At 45.6% G+C, this 21,297-nt stretch carries 15 protein-coding genes and 1 tRNA gene; 5 read left to right on the forward strand and 11 right to left on the reverse strand.

Annotation, left to right across the window (positions count from 1 at the left end; all coding sequences use genetic code 11):
• Window positions 1-98: 98 nt before the first annotated feature.
• Window positions 99-2,087, reverse strand: coding sequence for a type I restriction-modification system subunit M (locus L2744_RS15330; protein WP_248992736.1), 1,989 nt, complete (start codon window positions 2,085-2,087; stop codon window positions 99-101).
• 593 nt (window positions 2,088-2,680) lie between these two features.
• On the opposite strand from L2744_RS15330, the gene L2744_RS21665 reads away from it, so the two are divergent.
• Together L2744_RS21665 and L2744_RS15340 are read left to right on the forward strand one after the other, a co-directional pair.
• Complete coding sequence (locus L2744_RS21665) at window positions 2,681-3,004, forward strand: winged helix-turn-helix domain-containing protein (RefSeq protein ID WP_248992737.1); 324 nt, start codon at window positions 2,681-2,683, stop codon at window positions 3,002-3,004.
• 146 nt (window positions 3,005-3,150) lie between these two features.
• Window positions 3,151-5,877, forward strand: a complete 2,727-nt coding sequence (locus tag L2744_RS15340; RefSeq protein WP_248992738.1) for a phage/plasmid primase, P4 family — start codon at window positions 3,151-3,153, stop codon at window positions 5,875-5,877.
• A gap of 124 nt (window positions 5,878-6,001) precedes the next feature.
• Here the strand turns inward: L2744_RS15340 and L2744_RS15345 are convergent, their stop codons facing one another.
• The 5 genes from L2744_RS15345 to L2744_RS15365 all read right to left on the reverse strand — a co-directional run bounded on the left by L2744_RS15345 (window position 6,002) and on the right by L2744_RS15365 (window position 9,952).
• Window positions 6,002-6,391, reverse strand: a complete 390-nt coding sequence (locus L2744_RS15345) for a type II toxin-antitoxin system death-on-curing family toxin (RefSeq protein WP_172591132.1) — start codon at window positions 6,389-6,391, stop codon at window positions 6,002-6,004.
• Window positions 6,391-6,561 carry an acetyltransferase gene (locus L2744_RS15350; RefSeq protein ID WP_248992739.1) on the reverse strand — a complete coding sequence of 57 codons (171 nt, stop codon included), beginning with the start codon at window positions 6,559-6,561 and terminating at the stop codon, window positions 6,391-6,393. The genes L2744_RS15345 and L2744_RS15350 overlap by 1 nt, the downstream gene beginning before the upstream one ends.
• 128 nt (window positions 6,562-6,689) lie before the next feature.
• Entirely contained in the window at window positions 6,690-8,507 is a 1,818-nt protein-coding gene (locus L2744_RS15355) for a site-specific integrase (RefSeq protein WP_248992740.1), read from the reverse strand.
• 139 nt (window positions 8,508-8,646) lie between these two features.
• Window positions 8,647-8,734: transfer RNA gene (locus L2744_RS15360), tRNA-Ser, on the reverse strand.
• Between the two features lie 585 nt (window positions 8,735-9,319).
• Window positions 9,320-9,952 (reverse strand): YchE family NAAT transporter, encoded by a 633-nt coding sequence (locus L2744_RS15365; protein WP_248992741.1) that lies wholly within the window; start codon window positions 9,950-9,952, stop codon window positions 9,320-9,322.
• Window positions 9,953-10,275: 323 nt separating this feature from the next.
• On the opposite strand from L2744_RS15365, the gene adhE reads away from it, so the two are divergent.
• A complete protein-coding gene (gene adhE, locus L2744_RS15370) occupies window positions 10,276-12,888 on the forward strand; it encodes a bifunctional acetaldehyde-CoA/alcohol dehydrogenase (RefSeq protein ID WP_248992742.1) in 2,613 nt (870 codons plus the stop codon).
• 214 nt (window positions 12,889-13,102) lie between these two features.
• Here adhE and L2744_RS15375 read toward each other — a convergent pair whose 3' ends face one another.
• From L2744_RS15375 to L2744_RS15390, 4 genes are all read right to left on the reverse strand, one after another.
• Complete coding sequence (locus L2744_RS15375; RefSeq protein WP_248992743.1) at window positions 13,103-14,038, reverse strand: M14 family metallopeptidase; 936 nt, start codon at window positions 14,036-14,038, stop codon at window positions 13,103-13,105.
• Between the two features lie 70 nt (window positions 14,039-14,108).
• On the reverse strand, window positions 14,109-14,567 hold the full coding sequence (locus L2744_RS15380) for a GNAT family N-acetyltransferase (RefSeq protein WP_248992744.1): 459 nt from the start codon (window positions 14,565-14,567) through the stop codon (window positions 14,109-14,111).
• Between the two features lie 212 nt (window positions 14,568-14,779).
• The gene (locus L2744_RS15385) at window positions 14,780-16,831 is read right to left on the reverse strand and encodes a dipeptidyl-peptidase 5 (protein ID WP_248992745.1); all 2,052 of its coding nucleotides are present in this window, start codon (window positions 16,829-16,831) and stop codon (window positions 14,780-14,782) included.
• Window positions 16,832-17,100: 269 nt separating this feature from the next.
• A complete protein-coding gene (locus L2744_RS15390) occupies window positions 17,101-18,645 on the reverse strand; it encodes a fumarate hydratase (protein WP_248992746.1) in 1,545 nt (514 codons plus the stop codon).
• Window positions 18,646-18,763: 118 nt separating this feature from the next.
• On the opposite strand from L2744_RS15390, the gene pabB reads away from it, so the two are divergent.
• Both pabB and L2744_RS15400 read left to right on the forward strand, forming a co-directional pair.
• Window positions 18,764-20,164 (forward strand): aminodeoxychorismate synthase component I, encoded by a 1,401-nt coding sequence (gene pabB / locus L2744_RS15395; RefSeq protein ID WP_248992747.1) that lies wholly within the window; start codon window positions 18,764-18,766, stop codon window positions 20,162-20,164.
• A gap of 43 nt (window positions 20,165-20,207) precedes the next feature.
• A complete protein-coding gene (locus tag L2744_RS15400; RefSeq protein ID WP_248992748.1) occupies window positions 20,208-20,801 on the forward strand; it encodes a CoA pyrophosphatase in 594 nt (197 codons plus the stop codon).
• Between the two features lie 12 nt (window positions 20,802-20,813).
• Here L2744_RS15400 and L2744_RS15405 read toward each other — a convergent pair whose 3' ends face one another.
• Entirely contained in the window at window positions 20,814-21,149 is a 336-nt protein-coding gene (locus tag L2744_RS15405) for a hypothetical protein (protein ID WP_248992749.1), read from the reverse strand.
• Window positions 21,150-21,297 lie beyond the last annotated feature (148 nt).

Genomic DNA, 21,297 nt, shown 5'->3' on the forward strand with positions numbered 1-21,297 from the left:
GCGTGCCTGGGCACAGTGAAGGAGCATAGCTAGCCTATGTGACTGAGCGAACACACCCACAACACAGTTGTCGGTAAAAAAGACCTTCAGGAGAGCCATCAGGAATGTACCTCCGCGAGCAGTTGCATTATCTCCTTCGCCACTTCATCCAAGTCGGCATCAATCTCTTGCATCGACCGTGGTGGTTGGTACTGGTAGAAATGGCGGTTAAAGGGGATTTCATAACCTACAATGCCCACTTGCTCATCCAGCGGGTCGGTCTTGCTGATATCGATCCACGCATCCGGCACATGGGGTAACACTTCCCGCTTGAAGTAGCTGTTAATGTCTTCGGCGAGCGGCACGTTTTCGTAATCCCGCAGCTCAGTCGCTGGCTCTGGCTCACCTTTCGTCTTACAAACCTCGGCAGCTTCATCCTGCTCACCGAGATTACTCAGCAGCAATTTGAGTACCGTTGCGGGTAACTTGCTGGTGGAGCTTGCAGCAAAGGGTTTGTTGAAGGCCTTTTTAAACACTTCGCGGCAGAGATACTTAGGTTCGGGTAAGGCTGAGAGAGCAGTCAGAATAGCTTGTTTAAGCTCCTCATCGAGCTTCTCCCAGGCTTTTTGCTCACTCAAACTACGTAACTTTTCGGCATCGTGCGGATAGATAGCCAGCTTCATAGGCCTCTCAACTGTGATGCGGCGATAGCCAAAGTCGGTAGTATTGAAAATCTTGGCTATGGGGCTTTGCTCATAACGGCTGTAGAGATCGACAATCGTGCTAATGGCATTATCGTCGAGGAACTTACGTTTGCTACCAAGGGATTTACGCATACTGGAATGCATATCGCTGGCGTTGATCAGCAATACCTTGCCTTTGCGTTCTGCTGGCTTATGGTTTGACAGCACCCAAATATAGGTCGCAATGCCGGTGTTATAGAACATATCGGTCGGTAGTGCGATCAGGGCATCGAGTAAATCTCGCTCCAAAATATAACGGCGGATCTCACTCTCACCACTGCCCGCTCCTCCGGTAAATAACGGTGAGCCGTTGAGGATAATCCCAATACGGCTGCCTTCGGATTTATCGGTTACTGGTTTCATCTTGCTGATAAGGTGCATCAAGAACAGCAAGGAACCGTCAGACACACGAGGCAAGCCTGCACCAAAACGGCCATTAAAGCCTTTGAGCTTATGCTCATCGTTAATGCGTTTTTCGACCTTCTTCCAGTCCACCCCAAACGGTGGGTTAGACAGACAATAATCGAAACGCTCAAATTCGAGTTGGTCATCCGACAGGGTATTACCCAGCTTAATGTTGCTGATGTCCTGCCCTTTGATCAGCATATCAGCTTTACAGATAGCGTATGACTCAGGGTTTAATTCTTGGCCATAGGTAGCTAAACGGGCATTCTCATTGATTTCTTTGAGGTATTCCATCCCCGAGGATAAGAAGCCCCCCGTCCCCGCGGTGGGGTCATAGATTGAACGCACTACGCCGGGCTTAGTCAGGGCCGCATCGTCACCGCTAAACACTAAGGAAGTGGTCAAACGGACGATATCTCTAGGGGTAAAGTGTTCCCCAGCGGTCTCGTTAGAACTCTCGGCAAAGCGGCGGATAAGCTCTTCAAACACTAAACCCATATGGTAGTTGTCTACGGCTTCGGGCGACAGGTCAACCTCGCGGAACTTCTGCACAACTTGATAGAGGATGTTGGCATCATCAAGGCCGTAGATAGTGTTGACAAAATTGAAGTGTTCGAAGATTTCCCTTGCATCCTTTGAGAAAGCTCGCACATAGGCGTCAAGGTTATCACCCGTATTGTTTTCACCGAGGCGATTGAGGTTAAGCGGTGATGCGTTATAGAAGTTTTGCCCTGCTGCATTCAGCAGCAGTTTCTCACGGGCATTTTCGGGCAAGGCTTTAGTGGCCTCTACTTGAGCCAGTACATTGTCTTTGGTGGCTTCTAATACGCACTCGAGGCGACGTAACACAGTAAACGGCAGAATGATACGACCATATTGAGACTGTTTGAAATCGCCGCGAAGAAGGTCGGCAACTGACCAGATAAAACTGGCAAGAGAACTGATACTGATATGTTCCATAATGGCCCTGTTGGCTGCTTTGCTTATTCCGTGAGCAGCTCTATAAAAACAATAACAAAAAGTGCAGAGAGTCTATCAATCATCCCCTTGAGTGAACAGTTGTTATTTCACAGTTTGCAGCAAATTTCCCGCTTGATGACTGTTATTTCCTCCCTGCTGATTTCACTGCCGATTTTCCTCAACACCCATTCCCACAAAACAAAGCAATCTAGCCCCTAATGATTGATTTATAGAATTATTATGCTGTTTTTCTATTTGATTTCATAAAAAATACTAAAGGAAAAGTAAGTAGAAATACTTTAGTCAGTCTGCTGATTTATTGGCAGAGGATGGAGCTTAGGGGAATCGATGGTGAAGCCAATGGCAGTAACGCAAATAAACATATAAGTTTCAAATTGATAACCAAGGTATTCCAAAAATGAATAATGATTTTAGTTATCATGAATAAATATCATACCTGACGTCACCCGCAATAATTCGCCACTATCTCAGATTTGTCATTTTTTCGGGAAATCAAGGTGTTTAGCTCACCAAAAGAAACACTAAATTATAGATATGGGTGTGACACATTATGTCATCCAGAGGAGATCCAAGTGCGAAACCAAGACATCAGCGAAGACAACATTATTCATTCCACTAGCAACCATCAGGCTCATTATCGATTGCCCTTTGAGCTGTTCAATGACCAGTTTAGGCAGACCGTTTATGAGATCAGCAGAATGCCGATTATCGATGGCTACTTGTTAGGGGGAGAAGTGAGTCTTGCGAGTGCTTTGGTAAGACGTTGCGGTTACTCATCAAGAACGGCAAGAAGACATATTCGACGCTTGGAACAATCAGGGCTGATTATCAGCACCCCACGACTAAACCTAGATGGGATGAAGGGTACTAATCTCTATCGTCGATTATTCGACTAGGAGATAAATGCCCCGATAGCTCTTTGCAGGAAACATTGAGCTATCGGGGAAGAGCCAAAATGTAGGCTCGACGGCCAAGCAATAGACTAAATCAATTACATATCTATTTTAGTCTGCGGCCATTCTTTTGTACGGAGATGACCAACATGGCATCAGAAAAAGTTTTTTTAGCTAAGAATGAAGTTGTAACACCCTATGACGAAATCGACTTTGCGGAAGTAAAGAGCCAATTCTTTCTACCAGAGGTCATATCAGCCGCTCTTGGCACCAGCTATAAGTCATGTGGGACAGACCTCTATCAACTTGATCCTGACGAATGCCCATTCTGTGGGCATAAAGGATGCTTTAAGTTCCATTGTAGTGATATCGAAAATCAACATTTCAAATGTTATTCCGGCTATTGCGGGAAACGTGGTGATATTTTTGATTTTCTGGTTCATTTCGATCAGGCAAAGCATTCTAGAGATGCTGCTATAAAGCTCATTAATGGTGAGTTCAATGGAGCTACTATTTTACCCGCTTCAAGAGCTAATAAACCCAAAGTTGAAGCTGAAACAGTAGAACTCACAGCAGAGCAATTGGCTCGTCGTCAAGCCCTGTTCGAGGCGGCATATCAATATTACGTAGAGCCTATGTTAGTAGATAACAGCAAGCCTCTTGCTGTTCTAATGGAAAAGCGAAAACTCCGCAAAGAAGTATTGATCGATAACGACGTAGGTTATTCCCACGGCCAACTTTGGAGGGCGTTAAGAGCCAATGGTTTTAGCCTTGAGGAAATGTATGCATCAGGATTGGTTAAGGCAGGTAAATCTAATCCTACAGACTTTTTCCCAAGAGATGTCTATATCTTTCCCCATTATGATGAGGAAGGTAATCTTTGCCGCTTTACTTTTAAAGATCCCAAAAAAGAAAAGCAATATCAACTGCCTAAGCAATATTGGTTGAATAACATTCAGTTTTATGGCCAGCATCTCCTTGGTAACTTTGATAAGGTTGCCATTGTTGAAGGAGAACACGATCTACTTGCGTTGCTTTCACATAATTGGGATGGAGCAGTACTAGCAACCAACGGCCAAATTAACCAAGCACAACTGGCGTGGATTAAGGACAATCTACATGACAGAAATGTAGTGACCTTCTTCGACAGTGACCCAGCGGGTGATAAGTATCGGGAGAAGCTCGCTCTACTGGGCTTACCAGCACTTGTCCAAGTCACCTTACCAGAAGGGCAAGGTAAGGATATTGATGATTATTTGCGGCAAGACAACGCCCTTTCTATTGAGGTATTGGTAGAACAATATGGTGTTGTAGCCCCACAAGCGTCGATAGAGACAACTTCAGAAACGATGCAAGATGGAAGTCCTGCTAGCCACCAGCAAACTAAGTTGTCTATGGACATCATTTCAGCTATTTGGGGTTCGTTCGATGAAGATACGCTAAATGACGTTGGTAATGCGGATAGGCTGACAAAAGTAGCTGACGGAAAATTAGTCTATGTGCCAGAACTCAACTGTATGTACGAGTTTAATGAGCAGTGTTGGAGGCCTATAGGTGATAAAGAATTGGCACTAGCTCGATGTATTGGTGAGGGAATTATTGCTCAAGCGAATCTTATGCTAGAAGATCCCGCGACTCTTAAGGACAAAACGAAGCGGCAACAAGCAGATAAGTTATTAGCATTTGGTAGACAGTCACTAAATCGCAAAAAACTTGCCGATATGTTGGAGATCTTCAAGTCTAGCAACTTGATTTCTGCAAAAGCCTTCGATGCAGACAAAATGCTAATGGGGATTAACAACGGTGTGCTTGACCTCGCAACCGGAAAACTGCTTGCTGCAAATAAGGAGATGTATATCAGCCGTTATAGTGATATCAACTACAAGCCTGATGTCACTTGCCCACGTTGGCTTCAGTTTATCGATGAGATCACCTGTGGCGATGTCGAATACGCTAAGTTTTTGCAGCGAATGGTAGGCTATATCCTAACCGGACGGACTGATGAGCAAGTCTTGTTTTTCCTCTACGGTCATGGTTGTAATGGTAAGAGTACCTTTATGAGTATCATTCAGCGATTAATAGGGAGCTATTACCACCAGATAAGCAGCGATGTCTTACTGCAATCGAATAACAGTGGTAAAGGCCCTAACCCATCCCTAGCCAAGCTGAATGGTAGTCGTCTAGTGGTTGCCAATGAGTTGCCCGAGGGCTCTCGAATGGATGAGAACCTTGTAAAGTCGATGACAGGTAATGATGTGATTGTCGCCCGCCAGCTTTATGCCAAGGTGGAGCTTGAGTATATCCCCATGTTTAAGCTCATCATGGTCGGCAACCATAAGCCCGTCATTCGGGACACCAGCCCAGGCATGTGGCGACGGATGATTTTACTGCCCTTTAACGCCAGTTTCAGCCAGCAGCAAATGGACCCGCAATTAATGGATAAGTTGTATGCGGAGCTATCAGGTATCCTCAATTGGGCACTTGAAGGCGTGCAGATGTGGCTAAAGGATGGCATTAAGGCATCAATCCCTAACTCAATTAAGTCAGGGATTGCGGAATATCGCCACGAGTCAGACTTACTTGCGATGTTCTTAGAGGAATGTACGAGCAAAGGTGATTTTGTGTATACCGATGAGCTTTACGATGCCTTTAGGAAGTGGGCTGAACGGGATGGCGACTGGAAAATGACTCGCAATATCATGACCAAACGGCTGGTGGAGAAAGGCTTCGAAAAAGGCCGTCACAATAGCAAAGCCATGATTAAGGGGATTAAGTTGAAGTCGATTTATGACGATACCTCTGAGCCAATTCCACAAGCTAGCATGGGGATGAGGCACGCGACACCTACAAACCCAAACTCCGAGTATAGCGTTTAGGTATCTGATAACGAAAAACGTAAAGAGAGGCTTTAAGCCTCTCTTTTGCTATCAATCACATCAACACATTGGCTTGTGTATCTACCCATGGAGAAATCACATCAGATCACAAGGGATAAATAACTTACAACCCCTTGAGATACTGAGCATAAAGAATGTCAGCAAAGTCAGTCTCGGTAATCTCTTGAAGCACTAAGTCTCGGATGGCATTCGCTAGCAGTTCATTATCCTCTGTGATTTCATAGTCGTTAAGAGATAAGTATTCGAGTGCTACTGCTAAACCAGTTCGCTTATTTGCATCAGGACAAGCGTGAGATACCGCTATACAAGCAGTGTATTTTGCAGCAATCTCAAACACATCATCTAAGCCTTGGTAGACAATCGCATTGTCAATACGGCTCAACGCTCCCTGAAGTTTGGGAATATCAACCGCACCTTTCATGCCGGGCTCTGTCGAAAGGATTAACGCATTAATTTCGACCACACGTTCAAAAGGAAAACAGATGATATCCATTACATATCAGCCAACTTTTGGAAAGTTTTGGGATGGGTTCTTAATGCTAGTTTGGTTTCTGACTTAACGATTTGACGTCCAAAGTCACCTGATAAATCAAGTTGTTTGGTCGCTTTGATCTTCGGTCTAGTTACCACTTGAACACCATAAACTTCTAATTTTCGACTCATAATCTCATACCTTTATGATCTTCGACTTGCCAACAGTATAGCCTGAGACAACAAGGAAAAATACAGTAACGAGCTAAGGCTCGTACACCCGAGTACTAAGCCTTAGCGATTAAGCTACCACCTTGTTATTATTGAGCACACCACTTCGGAATATCTATCACTGGCATCTTATCTATCTCCTGATGCAACTCTGAGTAGATACCATAGTTACGCCCCGTATTCCCCGCATTTGAGTGCCCTGTTATCGCATTTTGGACATCCTCACGCATGACCTTTCTGGCTTCGGTGATAAAGCGATGGCGGAATGCATGTAGCGGTTTTAGGAAGTCAAAATGCTCGATATCGAGTGTCTTAAAGGCGTCTTTCAGATAACGTGCGACCGCGAGGTGATACTTAGCCTTTTTGTTGGCCTTGAGTATTGGGAATAATCGTCCATCTGCAGGCAAGGTATTCAAGTAATCCAGTAACCCTAACTGAATGAGAGCCTGACAAATTGGCACCCTTCTCGACTCCCCCGTTTTAACGGATTGGTCATCGCGTAGCTCCTGAATATGGAAATACCATCGCTCGCTATTATCGCTATCTTGCTTGATATCTTTCACGTAAAGCTGAGCAATCTCCTCTGCCCTTGCTCCTGTATAGGCCAGAATAACAGGCAACCAGTAAGGAGCTTCACCGTATCTTGCCTTTTGAGCATTGGTACGTTGCCTAAAGAGTGGCAGGGAGAAAATCTTTGTCAGTTCGGCATTTGAGTAGCCCGGATCTCTAATCACCCTCACCGTTTCTTTGCCGGGCGACACTTGATGGCAAGGATTCTTCGGCAAAATGTCTAACTTGACCGCCTGTTGGAAATACCCCGAAATCAGCTTAAGTTCCTTATCAGCAGTATTGATGCTCACACGAGCCAAGCCTCGTTTATCCGCGATATCGATTTGCTTGTTGAAGGGTAATGCTCGAATCTCTTGGCTTGGCTTACTCGGACAGCGAATAATCCAACTGAAGAATTTACGCATATCTAGCTTTTGGATGTCACCAATAGGCTTATCGGCAAAAAACTCTATCAGTCGCTCACAAGGGCGATTGCGGTCACCTTGCCATGATCTGAAGGCAACTTCTGAGCTCAGAGCCTTCTTCTGATTATTCACCCAGTCAATCAACTGCGAAACGCTAGAAGATACGGATAATTCAGCTTCCTTTTGTTTGCTTGGAGCTGTACTGCTGGTGGTCATGGCCGTAACGATAAACCCTAAATCCTTAAGCTGCTGTAACGCATCACCGCTCGGATCTGTAGGTTGGATATTCGTATCAGGTAGGGTCGGCTCAAAGCCTCGGTTTAGCTCCCGCCGAATGAGTCCTTGTTTACGCCGAGCGAGTTCTTCATGGTCGATTGCAGAGTTACAGAGCCTGATACAGGCATTTGCCAATTGGATTGCGAGATACAATCTTAATGAATGGTCGTAAAGTCGGCATTGAGAAAGCTCAAGGGCTTCATCAACGAATGCACTCATATGCCGCACAAAGCGTTGTTCTTCAGTTTGTTGGCGGCTTGTTCCATTAGCCTCATGGAGCACTTCTAGCGGCTCGCTGAACCACTCAGTCATGCTTGCAAGTCCTTCGGGAGTTTCGAGCAGATATCTTGCTTGAATGTCTGCTTGCGTTAGCCGTCCATGCTCATGAGCCACCCAATAGCTGACAATAGCATCTAACTGAGCTGCAGATATTCTCTGCTCGTTCTCTTGATTGTCGAAACGTGACTGAGCACGAGCAATCGCAGACTCGAACTCCGCAATCACTCCAGCAGCCCTTGTTTTGGCTTCATAGGCATCCTTAGTCTCTAGGCTTCGCTTAAGCTCAACTTTGCCATCAAGAAAGGGCCGTAAATGCTTAGGAATACCCTTGCGGATTTTCCAGATTCCAGACTTTGGATCGCTGTATGGTTGAATCATAAATGCCATCGTTTTGTACCACCCTTTTGTACCACCTTAAGGTGCCAAAGGTTGGTGAGCCATTGGATTTAGCAACTATAATTCATAGGTTTATGATAGAAAAGAAAAAACCCGACCATGTGATCGGGTTCTTAGAATGTGGCGGTGAGAGAGGGAGTCGAACCCTCGATACGTTACCGTATACACACTTTCCAGGCGTGCTCCTTCGGCCACTCGGACACCTCACCGTATTTTGTTGATTCATTTAGCGTGTTCATCATTCACGTTTTCGGTTTAGCTTTGACTGGCCGGGAGCACGCTGCGCGTGACTCTTTGTTTACTGCTCTCGACTACATCGATTGCGGCCACTCAGACACCTCACCAGATTGTTGATTTATGTTTACGTGGTTAATCTTTCACGTTTGAACCAGTTAACGAAATATGTGTCTTGCCGATGGACTTTTTACCGTTAACGGAGCGGTACTGTACGCAAAAGCCTTATGGGGGTCAAGTAAAAAAGAATCGATTTCAGGCGGTTGCACAATTGCTAGGCAAACCGCCTTTCCTTTGAACAGTATTTTGAAGTTAACGCATTAATTAACGGTAAATTTATGCGCTTCTTTAAACATAAGATCTGCGTCAAATGTGGCTGCTTTCTATCACCCGACAGTGCCAAGTACAGTTAGCCCAAAATGCGTGAAATGCTCAGAAAATATCAGTGAATATTATGGACAAAAAAACGCCCTAATACTCAACGAGCTGGTGAATATTAGGGCATTTATAGATATAACCAACTGTTTTATCAGTTTAAATTCTAAGTTCGTATTGACAACTTAACTGAATAATTGGGGGAAAAGCCCTTTAATACCCGCGGCGATCACTTCAATACCGATAGATAACATCAGGAGCCCCATCAAACGCGTAATAACGTTAATCCCTGTTTTACCTAAAATTTTATAAATAATGGAGGCCATTCTAAACAGGGCAAAACTCACTAGACCAAAAACAATCACAGTAATAAACATAGCGATAATATTGGACACTGAATTATGCTCTGCAGCAAACACAATGACAGAACTGATGGCACCTGGGCCCGCCATTAAAGGTAATGCTAACGGCACCACAGCAACGGATTCCATCGCCGATGATTCACGATCTTCCTCTTGGTTGCGTTTCACCTCGCCTAACTTACCTTGCAACATCGACATGGCAATAATGGCAATCAAGCTACCACCAGCAATCCTAAAAGCCGAAAGTGAAATACTGAACATATTCAAAATATGCTGCCCAGCTATTATGGTCACCAACAATATGACCACCACGGCAAAGTTAGCCACTTTCCCGGTATAATTACGTTCCGCTTCCGTTTGGTGGCTAGTCAAACTCACAAATACGGGTAGCAATCCAATCGGATTGATGATGGCAACGAGGCCAAGAAAAAATTTGACGTAAAGTGTTAACTCCAAGTTGCGATCCTTATATGCGTGTCACGGCATGTTCATCAAAGTAAGCTCGAGGGCCAGTATAGTATCTCAAGCTCAGATGACTGAATAATGAGATTTTTGAGGTTTAATCACAAGTTTAAATAATATTTGGTTATTATGCTTGAGTAGCTCATAGCGCTAGTTATAGAAACAGATCACTTTTATTGTAGTTTTATTACAAATAAATTGCAGATTGATAGCATGCTCACACTTTAATAGTGAGTTTACGTGTAATTTTCTACCATAAAGAAGATTTAGTGAACATGAGTATTCCCTAAATCTTTTTAGTTTTAGGAGTGTTAATCATGTTAGTGACCAATGCACAAGAACTGGATCTCATGGTCGAGCGTGTCGCCAAAGCACAGGCCGAGTATGCAACCTTCAGTCAAGAACAAGTGGATGCAATATTTCGCGCAGCCGCCCTCGCCGCTGCGGATGCGCGTATCTCGCTAGCCAAAATGGCAGCGGCAGAAACACGTATGGGTGTTATTGAGGACAAGGTGATCAAAAACCACTTTGCCTCCGAATATATTTATAACAAGTATAAGGATGAGAAAACCTGCGGCATTTTGTCTGAAGATCTCACCTTTGGCACAATCACTATCGCCGAGCCCGTAGGCATTATTTGCGGCATAGTGCCCACGACTAACCCAACATCTACGGCAATATTCAAGGCCTTGATTAGCCTTAAAACCCGCAATGCCATTATTTTTTCGCCCCACCCAAGGGCTAAAGCCTCAACCACCACTGCCGCAAAATTAGTACTTGATGCTGCCGTGGCCGCTGGCGCACCGAAAGATATTATTGGCTGGATTGATGAGCCTAGCGTGGCATTGTCGAATCAACTTATGACTCATCCCAAGGTGAATTTGATCCTTGCCACGGGCGGCCCTGGTATGGTGAAAGCCGCCTACTCCTCAGGTAAACCTGCCATTGGTGTGGGCGCAGGAAATACCCCTATCGTTATCGATGAAACCGCAGATATTAAACGCGCGGTGAGCTCTATATTGATGTCCAAAACCTTCGATAACGGAGTGGTTTGCGCATCTGAGCAAGCCGTGATCGTTGTCGATAGTATTTATGAGCAAGTGAAAGAACGTTTCGCAAGCCATGGGGGTTATATCTTATCGGCAAGTGAAACCTCGGCAATGCAAAACGTCATCCTCAAAAATGGTGGCTTAAATGCCGATATCGTGGGTCAAAGTGCGGCGAGTATTGCCCAAATGGCAGGTGTTGAAGTACCACACTGGACCAAAGTGCTGATTGGTGAAGTGAGTGATATTAGTGAAAGCGAAGCCTTCGCCCATGAAAAATTATCGCCACTGCTTGGCATGTACCGCGCCAAAGACTTTAACGATGCCGTCAATCAAGCCGAAGCCTTAGTCGCGCTAGGGGGGATTGGTCATACATCAGGACTTTATACCGACCAAGACACCCAAACCGAACGCGTTAAAACCTTTGGTTTTAGAATGAAAACCGCACGAATTCTAATCAATACTCCAGCTTCTCAAGGTGGTATTGGCGATCTCTATAACTTTAAATTGGCCCCGTCTCTCACACTCGGTTGCGGCTCTTGGGGCGGCAACTCGATTTCAGAAAACGTGGGCCCAAGTCATTTGATCAACAAAAAAACCGTCGCTAAGAGGGCCGAAAACATGCTGTGGCACAAGCTTCCTTCATCTATTTATTTCCGCCGTGGCAGTCTTCCTATCGCCCTTGAGGAATTAAGTGATAAAAAACGCGCGCTTATCGTCACGGATAGATTCTTGTTTAACCAAGGTTATTGCAATGAAACTATTCGCATTTTAAAGGCTCAGGGCTTAGAAACTGAAATCTTCTATGATGTTGAAGCCGATCCAACCTTAGCCATCGTTCGCCAAGGGGCAAAAGTTGCCTGTAGTTTTAAACCCGATGTGATTATCGCTCTAGGCGGTGGCTCACCCATGGATGCCGCCAAGATTATTTGGGTGATGTACGAACATCCTGACGTCGATTTTGCCGATCTCGCATTGCGCTTTATGGATATCCGTAAACGTATCTACAAATTCCCCAAAATGGGCACAAAAGCCATGATGGTGGCGATCCCAACGACCTCAGGCACAGGCTCAGAAGTCACACCTTTTGCGGTAGTTACCGATGAGCAAACAGGCAAAAAATACCCGATTGCCGATTATCAACTGACGCCCAACATGGCGATTGTCGATCCTAATCTAGTGATGGACATGCCTAAGTCACTCACCGCCTTTGGTGGAATTGATGCGGTGACCCATGCACTTGAAGCCTATGTTAGCGTAATGGCAAACGAGTATAGTGATGGTCAAGCACTGCAAGCCCTCGATTTACTGTGCAAATATTTGCCCGATGCCTATAACTTAGGTGCACAATCCCCTGTGGCCCGTGAAAAAGTCCATAACGGTGCCACGATTGCAGGTATCGCCTTTGCAAACGCATTCCTTGGGATTTGCCACTCAATGGCCCATAAACTCGGTGCCGAGTTCCATCTCGCCCACGGCTTAGCTAATGCACTACTGATTAATAACGTTATACGTTTTAATGCAACGGATCTGCCCACTAAGCAAGCGGCGTTTAGCCAGTACGACAGACCCAAAGCCTTGTGCCGTTACGCAGCCATCGCCGACCATTTGAAACTAGGCGGAAAATCGGATGAAGAGAAAGTGGAAAAACTGCTTGAGAAAATCACACAGCTCAAGAAGACGATTGGCATTCCTGCTTCTATCCAAGAAGCCGGTGTCAACGAAGCCGACTTCCTCGCCAAGTTAGATGTACTCGCCGAAGATGCCTTTGACGATCAATGCACAGGTGCAAATCCACGTTACCCATTGATTAACGAGTTAAAACAGTTATTACTCGACAGTTACTATGGTCGCGATTATAGCGATAACTATACGACTAAATAAGTTGTGAGAAGGCTTAACGCGACTGATAGCGAGATTTAAGCGAGAGTTAGAAGTCGCTAAGCCTCAAAGAGAATGAGGTATCCAAAAGTATTAAGCCTGAAAAACCTTAAGCAAAAGCCCTCACTATGAGGGCTTTTTATTAGGGCGTGTTTACTTGATATTGATCCACGCAAAAATAGTAAAAATCTAACGTTAAAAATCTAGCATTAAAAATCTAACGCTGTGTTAGCACGTAATCGATAGCGCTGGTGATTGCCGCTACCTGTGCCAAATTACATTCCGCTGGCGTTGTCGATGGGCTATCAGGGTAAACTTCTGTCGTAGTGTTATAGGCACAACCCGTCACGCTGCTGCATAAGCCTAGCTTTTTCAACGGGTAATTGATCACTCCGTGCTGAACCACAGTCGAGCCGATGATCTCCCTTTTCTCATCGGCGGGTGCAATATGGGTCACTTTGCTCACACCGTCGATAATGGCCTTTTGGAATGCATCCATTGGATTTTCGGTATCACCCACGGCATAAAAACCATCGGGGATAGTACCTTTTTCATATTCAATCCCATCACGGGCGCAAAGCGCTGGGCGAAATTCTAATTCGTCTGAATCTGTAGTTTCATGTAAATCCACATGCAGATCAAAACCTTGTTCGACTGAAGCGACCAGAGCCATCAAGGTTGCCGATTCTTCTGCTGGACTATTGGCATAAAACGAACGATTAGGATCGATAGCCTTTGGATTCCAGCGATTAATCGTCTCGTAACCCCAAGGGCTCACGCACACGGCAACCACTAAATTCACCTGTTGCACATAATTCGTCGCTTCATTTGCTAAGAAGGCTAATGCACCGTGAACGCCACTGGTCTCGTAACCATGCACTCCGCCCGTCACCAGTACGGTTGGTTTTTGGCTATCAAATTGCTGCGTTGTGACTGCAAGCAATGGATAACGCTGTGGATCAATCGAAAGCGAGCCATATTGCACTGTGGCGAGCCCAAGTGCCGTAAGCTCAGCCTCCATCCTCTTAAGTGGCATCACTACATCGTCCTGATATGAACGCTTGATTTGGGTACTTGCAAGCCATGCGGCTTTTTCGGCCTCGCCCCATTTTTCGCCAGCGGTGCCGATGGGATAAAAGGTTAAATTTGCCATAATTCCTCTATTTTTAGTTCTATTAGCTCAAATGAGAGTACTAGTGTTTGGATGAATGAGTGCTGCCAACCTAAAGCGTCAGCTGCATGGGAATATCGCGGATCCCGCCGCGCTCTCGCTCGGGTCCTAGGGGCACAAAGCCAAAGCCTAAATACACAGCTTGCGCATTCAATGCCGAGTTCACGGTAAATACGCCCGGATTGCCTTGGGTTAAACATTGAGTTTTAGCATGTTCCCACAACATTCGCGCTACGCCTTGCCCCTGTGCATGGGAGGCGACAAACAGATGGTATAAGTGGCTATTCGCCTTCATCCCCACCACACCTGCGAGTTGGCCTGAGTCCGTTATAGCGACATGGTACTGATAACCCATAGCAAAGTAGCTACCAATCGCTTCAATCGACATGGCATTAACTAAGATTGCAGCACCCTCTGCAGTGCAAGTTGGGGCGATAAAATCTTGGGTTAATTGAGTGATTAATACGCTTATTTCAGGGATATCAGTTAAGGTTGCGGCTCGAATATTCATCTTAACTCCTTGATTAAAAATAAAGCCATTACATGGCGCAATAAAAAGCCAGAACAAAGTCCTGGCTTTTTAAGACACTTGAAAAATTCAATAGTCACTCACATCAAACAACTCGCCGATGATAACGCTACTAGGGCGAGCCTTGCGTCTTTTATTACACGGTTCAGTAATTGCACTGTCTGTTATTAAACAGTCTGTTATTGCGCTGGCAGTTACTGCTTAGTCCAGCTATCCATCCAACGGAATACATTGGCATACCATTGCTCAAGATTTTCTGGCTTTAAGATCCAGTGATTTTCATCTGGGAAAATCAATAACTCAGATGGAATGCCCTTACGCTGCATATAGCTAAATGACGCTAGCCCTTGACCATAGGGTACACGGAAGTCTTTCTCACCGTGGATCACTAACATGGGCGTTTTCCAGTTTTCAACATAATTTACTGGGTTAAACTTCTCATATAACGCCTTGTTATCAGAGTAAGCACCACCAAACTCGTACTCAGGGAACCACATTTCTTCGGTGACATAATACATGGAGCGCATATCGAACAAACCAGCATGGTTGACGAGGCACTTAAAGCCATCGTTCCAGTTACCTTGGATCCAGTTCATCATGTAACCACCGTAAGAACCACCGAGAGCACAGGCGTTTTGTGGATCGAGCCATTTTTGTTGCTGGCTCACAGCGGCTAAGCCTTTTTGTAAATCTTCTAATGGCTTACCGCCCCAATCTTGGCTGATAGAGTCAGTAAAGGCTTGGCCATAACCCGTAGAACCGTGGAAATCCACCATCACTACGCCATAACCAGCACCCGCCCATAATTGGGCATTCCAACGGCCACTGAAGGCATTACCAAATGAACCTTGCGGCCCACCATGCACTAAGTAAGCAATCGGGTATTTTTTGCCTTCTTGGTAGTTGGCGGGCTTAATCCAATAGCCATAGACATCTTCGTTGTTCCAGCCTTTAAAGCTAAACTGTTGGAACTCACCAAATTTAATCTTGGCTAGCTTCTCTTTGTTTACTTCGGTCAGGCGCTTAAGCCCTTGACCGTCAGTGTTAATACTGTAGAGATCGCCCGGTTCAACTAAGGTTTTGCTATCAAAAATAAGTTGATCGTTTACCACTGCTACTAAGCTATTGGTACCATCGCTGTAGATAGAACGCACATCACCAAACTGGGTATTGACTTCAAAAATAGATACTTGACCGATGTCCTGCGCCGTCACATACAAGGTACGGTTATCAGGGCCAAACATCAGTGAGCTTGGGCTACGATCCCAAAGTGGCGCGACTTCCTTAGACTGACCAGTATTAGTATCACGTAGCATTATCGCGTAACGATCCGCTTCAAATCCGGGCTTTTTCATCGCTAAGTAGGCCATATAACGGCCATCGCTTGAAAATGTCGGCTGCGCGTCCCATGCCAAATTGTCTTGGGTTAAGTTGGTTGCGGTTCCACCAGTAACAGGCACTTGCCATAAATCGTAATTAGTGGTCCACGCTTGATCTTTGCTCGGCGCTTTAGCGCTATAAACCACATATTTACCGTCTGGCGTGAAAGTCACCTCCTCCATACCTGAGAAAGGTTTTGGTGGTGTTTCAGTGTCTAAACCTTGGGTAACATCGATAACTTTAGTGAGTTTTTCACCGTTTAACGCCCCGACAAATAAGTGATTGCGGGCATGATCTTCCCAAGTGTCCCAATGGCGAACCATCAGTTGCTTGTATTCACGGCCAGTCGATTTGCGCTCAGATTCTGCGGTAAATTTATCCTTAGAACAGGCTAAATCTTTACATTCAGGGAAAACGCGCATGCTCAATACGATTTGCTTAGCGTCATTTGATAGCTTGTAACCATCAATATCTAAGGGTAAATCAGAAACTTGTACAGCTTCGCCACCCGTTAATGGCAATTGAAAAAGCTGACTTGAACCGCTGCGACTCGCGAGGAAATAGATCGATTTGTCGTCGGTTGCAAAGCTCACATCGTGTTCAGTACCTGCGGCAGATGTCAGTTGTAGGGGCTTTGCATTCGCTTGAGTCAGATCTAACAAATATAAATCTGAACTGGCCTCTCCCTTTTCATTTACCGTTTTCAGGCCATAGACCAACTTAGTGCCATCGTGGGACACTGTGGTCGAATGCATTTTATTGAGTTTAATCAGCTGTTGCACAGAAAAAGGCGTAGGATCGGCCGCTTGGGCTGAGTACGCCAAACCTGCGGCGCTTAACGCGATGAGGAGAGGAGCTATTTTCATTGTTATGTCCATCTTTTGTTATAAACGTTCGGTATTGCCATCGAACGAATGTTAAAACGATCAGAGATCGTATCTTCGAAGATAAGCTTGCCACACTAACGAAACAAAAACGCTCAAGCAAGCCAAAAGGCAAACCTGAGCGTATTTTTTTGTGACAAAATGTCAGTGGCGACAACACTAAAGCGTTGCTAATCGCCTTGTCACTTTAAACACGGCGGTTTTGCTTAACTTTGCTTAACAATCCGCGGTATTCATCCTTCAATCAAAGCTTAGGCTTTCGCGTTGGCGATATTCACTTTCCAAATCGCTGGGCCAGTTTCATGGGCGTTGACGCCATTGGAGTCCACGGCCACTGTCACTGGCATATCTTGCACATCAAACTCGTAAATCGCTTCCATGCCTAAATCGGCAAAGGCCACCACGCGAGAATGTTTAATCGCTTTCGATACTAGATACGCAGCGCCGCCAACGGCCATTAGATAAACGGCTTTGTGTTTCTTGATAGATTCAACCGTCGCAGGGCCGCGCTCGGCCTTGCCTATCATGCCCATAAGACCAGTTTTCTCTAACATTAAGTCAGTGAATTTATCCATACGGGTGGCGGTTGTTGGACCCGCTGGCCCTACCACTTCAGTGCCAACGGGATCAACTGGGCCAACGTAATAAATAAACTGACCGGTAAAGTCCACGCCTTCTGGCAGACCTTCACCACTTTCAATCAGGCTTTGAATGCGCTTATGGGCAGCATCGCGACCCGTAAGCATTTTACCGCTGAGCAGAATGGTTTCACCGCTCTGCCATTGCTCGATATCCGCTTGAGTGACAGTATCTAAGTTAACACGGCGCACATCATCACCCACTTCACGGGTAATTTCTGGCCAATCGGCGAGTGACGGCGGCATTAATTCCGCAGGACCCGAGCCGTCTAAATGAAAATGAACATGGCGAGTGGCCGCGCAGTTGGGGATCATCACCACAGGTTTTGAGGCCGCGTGGGTTGGCGCCGATTTGATTTTAACGTCTAACACTGTGGTTAAACCGCCAAGACCCTGCGCACCTATGCCTAAGTTATTCGCGCGCTCGAAAATATCTAAACGCAGTTTTTCTTCGGTCGTTTGGGCACCGCGCGCCAGCAACTCATGGATATCCACGCTTTCCATCAATGCTTCTTTGGCTAATACGGCCGCTTTTTCCGCCGTGCCGCCGATACCTATGCCTAGCATTCCCGGAGGGCACCAGCCTGCGCCCATGGTCGGTAGCGTTTTTTCTACCCAAGCGGCGATATCGTCAGATGGGTTTAACATCACCATCTTAGCTTTGTTTTCACTGCCGCCGCCTTTAGCCGCAATCGCCACTTCGATGTGGTTACCAGGCACCATGTCGATATGCACCACAGATGGGGTGTTATCTTTGGTATTTTTACGGCTACCAGCAGGATCAGACACTATCGATGCACGCAATGGGTTATCAGGATTGGTATAGGCACGACGAACACCTTCATCGACCATTTGCTGAATGGTCATATCGGTCTTGTCCCACTTTACACCCATACCCACTTTAACGAAGGTGGTCACAATTCCAGTGTCTTGGCACAAAGGACGCTTACCTTCGGCCGACATACGTGAATTGATCAAGATTTGGGCAATCGCATCCTTAGCCGCAGCACTTTGTTCACGCTCATAAGCTTCGCTCATGGCATCGACAAAATCCTTCGGGTGGTAATAGGAGATGTATTGCAGGGCATCTGCCACACTTTCAATAAAGTCGGCTTGTTTAATCACAGCGTTTTCAGACATTTTAGGGTGAGATGACATAGTAGGAGCGCTCCAGCAGCCTATGTGGCCTTACTTGTTTTTGTTTAATTCTTTCTGGGCCAATATGATACTCTTTCACATCTTTTTGGGCTACATCACATTTTGATAGGATTAATCGATGGCAATTAGGGCGTCAAAACAGCTTGCATTACGCCAACTTGACTGGACATTAAGCACCGCAGAACTGTTCGAATACTTTGCTAAAGACGAGTGGGCAATTCTGCTCGATTCTGCTAACGCGCCGCATCAAGATGCTAAATTCGATATTATTTGCACGGCGCCTATTGCCACTTTAGTCACCAAGGGTGAACGAAGTGAGATAACCCTTAAGCAGACTGAGCTCACTTTACCTGTAAACACCAGCCCGAATGATGACCCATTTGAACTCGTTAACTCATTATTAAATCATTGGTATCCAAACGCCCTTGAAAGTGGCTTCCCCTTTGCGGGAGGCGCCATGGGTAGCTTTAGTTACGATTTAGGGCGTCGTATCGAAACGCTGCCAACAACGGCCAAGCAGGATATTCAACTGCCAGAAATGAATATCGGCTTTTACGACTGGGCGCTTATCTTCAATTACCAAACCCAGTGTTGGCATTTGCTACACTATTTAGGTGAAGCAGCCCTCGGCACTGAGTTGAAAAAAATTCAAGTAATTATCGCTAAAAAGCAAGATGCCGCCATATTTAAGCTCACTAGCCCATGGGCAGCACAAATCGATAAAGCCCAATACACGGCAAAATTTGAAGCAGTACAAGCCTATTTGCACAGTGGCGATTGCTATCAAATAAATTTAACTCAAAGATTTGAGGCCAGTTACCAAGGTGATGAATGGGCGGCGTACTGCAAATTACGTAAGGCCAATAAAGCGCCCTTCTCGGCCTTTATGCGTCTACCCCAAAACGCTATTTTGTCTATTTCACCCGAGCGTTTTATTCAGCTTCGCGGCGATAACATTCAGACCAAACCCATTAAAGGTACAATGCCGCGACATACCGATCCCGCACTGGATGCTAAGGCCGCCAGCACGCTTGCAAACTCGCCAAAGGATCGAGCAGAGAATGTGATGATTGTCGATTTGCTGCGTAACGATATCGGTAAAGTGGCCGCAGCAGGCTCAGTACGTGTACCGCATCTTTTTGAGATTGAAAGTTTTCCTGCTGTGCATCACTTAGTCAGTACGGTTACCGCCAAACTCGATAGCCAATTTACGGCGAGTGATTTACTGCGCGCCGCATTCCCAGGCGGTTCGATTACCGGCGCACCCAAAATTCGCGCCATGGAAATTATCGAGGAGCTAGAACCGTCACGCAGAAGTTTATATTGTGGCTGCATGGGTTATTTAAGCCAAGACGGACAAATGGATACCAGCATCACCATTCGCACTATTGTTGCCGAACGGGGTAAACTCTATTGTTGGGCGGGTGGCGGTATAGTGGCGGATTCACAAGTGAATGCGGAATATCAAGAAAGCTTTGACAAGATCAGCCGAATTTTACCCTTGCTTGGTGCTGAGTGACAAAAACCTTAATATTTGATACTGAATAAATACGAGAAAGTCGATGGATCAAGCAGAATTTAGATTGAGATTTAATCTGCATCCTTTAGCCGAGCAAGATCCGGCGGTCCTGCCTCACCTTGGCTTACGCAAAGCCGCGGTATTAATTCCACTTCAAGATATTGCTGGTGAACTAAATTTGATCTTGACCCAAAGGCCTATGCACCTGCGCGCCCACCCAGGGCAAATCAGTTTCCCAGGGGGTAAAATTGAGCCAAGTGATATCGATGCGATTGCAGCTGCGTTAAGGGAAGCGGAGGAGGAAATTGGTCTTTTACGGCACAATGTGGATGTTGTAGGCACTTTTCCAGCACACAATACTTTTACCGGATTTGAAATTACCCCCGTGGTGGGTATCGTCAAACAAGCATTTGTGATGAGACTCGATCCGGGTGAAGTCGCCGATTGTTTTTCTGTACCTTTAAGTTTTTTTATCGATCCAACCCATCGCCATCAGAAACGTTTTTTACGCCAAGGTCGTTATTACAATGTGCATTTTATCCCCTACCAACAGCGATTTATTTGGGGAGCAACGGCGGCCATTATCGATCATCTTTGTCGCCATTTAAGTATCCCAGCGCAAACTTGCCGTAGCTAAATCACAAAACGGCTAAATCACAAAACGAATGTATAAACCTGTAACGATTGATGTTAGCAGTAATAGAGGAATATTAAACCAATAGCCCAATTTACTGTGTTGGGCGACATAATAGTTGAAGGCTAAACTCAATAGACTGATCCCTCCGCAGGTCCAAATTAAATATTCCAACAGCTGAGTTCTGTGGGGATCCCACTCGACGCGTAAAGAAGCACCACGGCTAAGGTAAGTCCCTACCTCGCGATCGGGTCTCGCTTCTCCAAAAACCAATAATGCATATACGGCTAATATCCAGCCCAAAATGGATAATATTGCGAGGATAATCTGAAATGTTCTGACTTTACTCATATCGCCTCCTGCCATTTGAGTCACCATATCACTAAATATTAGCAATATTAACCTCAGGATACCTTTTTCAGCTTGAGAAAAGCCACCAGCAAGGTAATATAAACCTCCAAAATTTTCATATAAAACGTTTCGTTGGAGAACTAAGCAA

The organism is Shewanella profunda (assembly GCF_023283765.1).
Lineage (GTDB): Bacteria > Pseudomonadota > Gammaproteobacteria > Enterobacterales > Shewanellaceae > Shewanella > Shewanella profunda.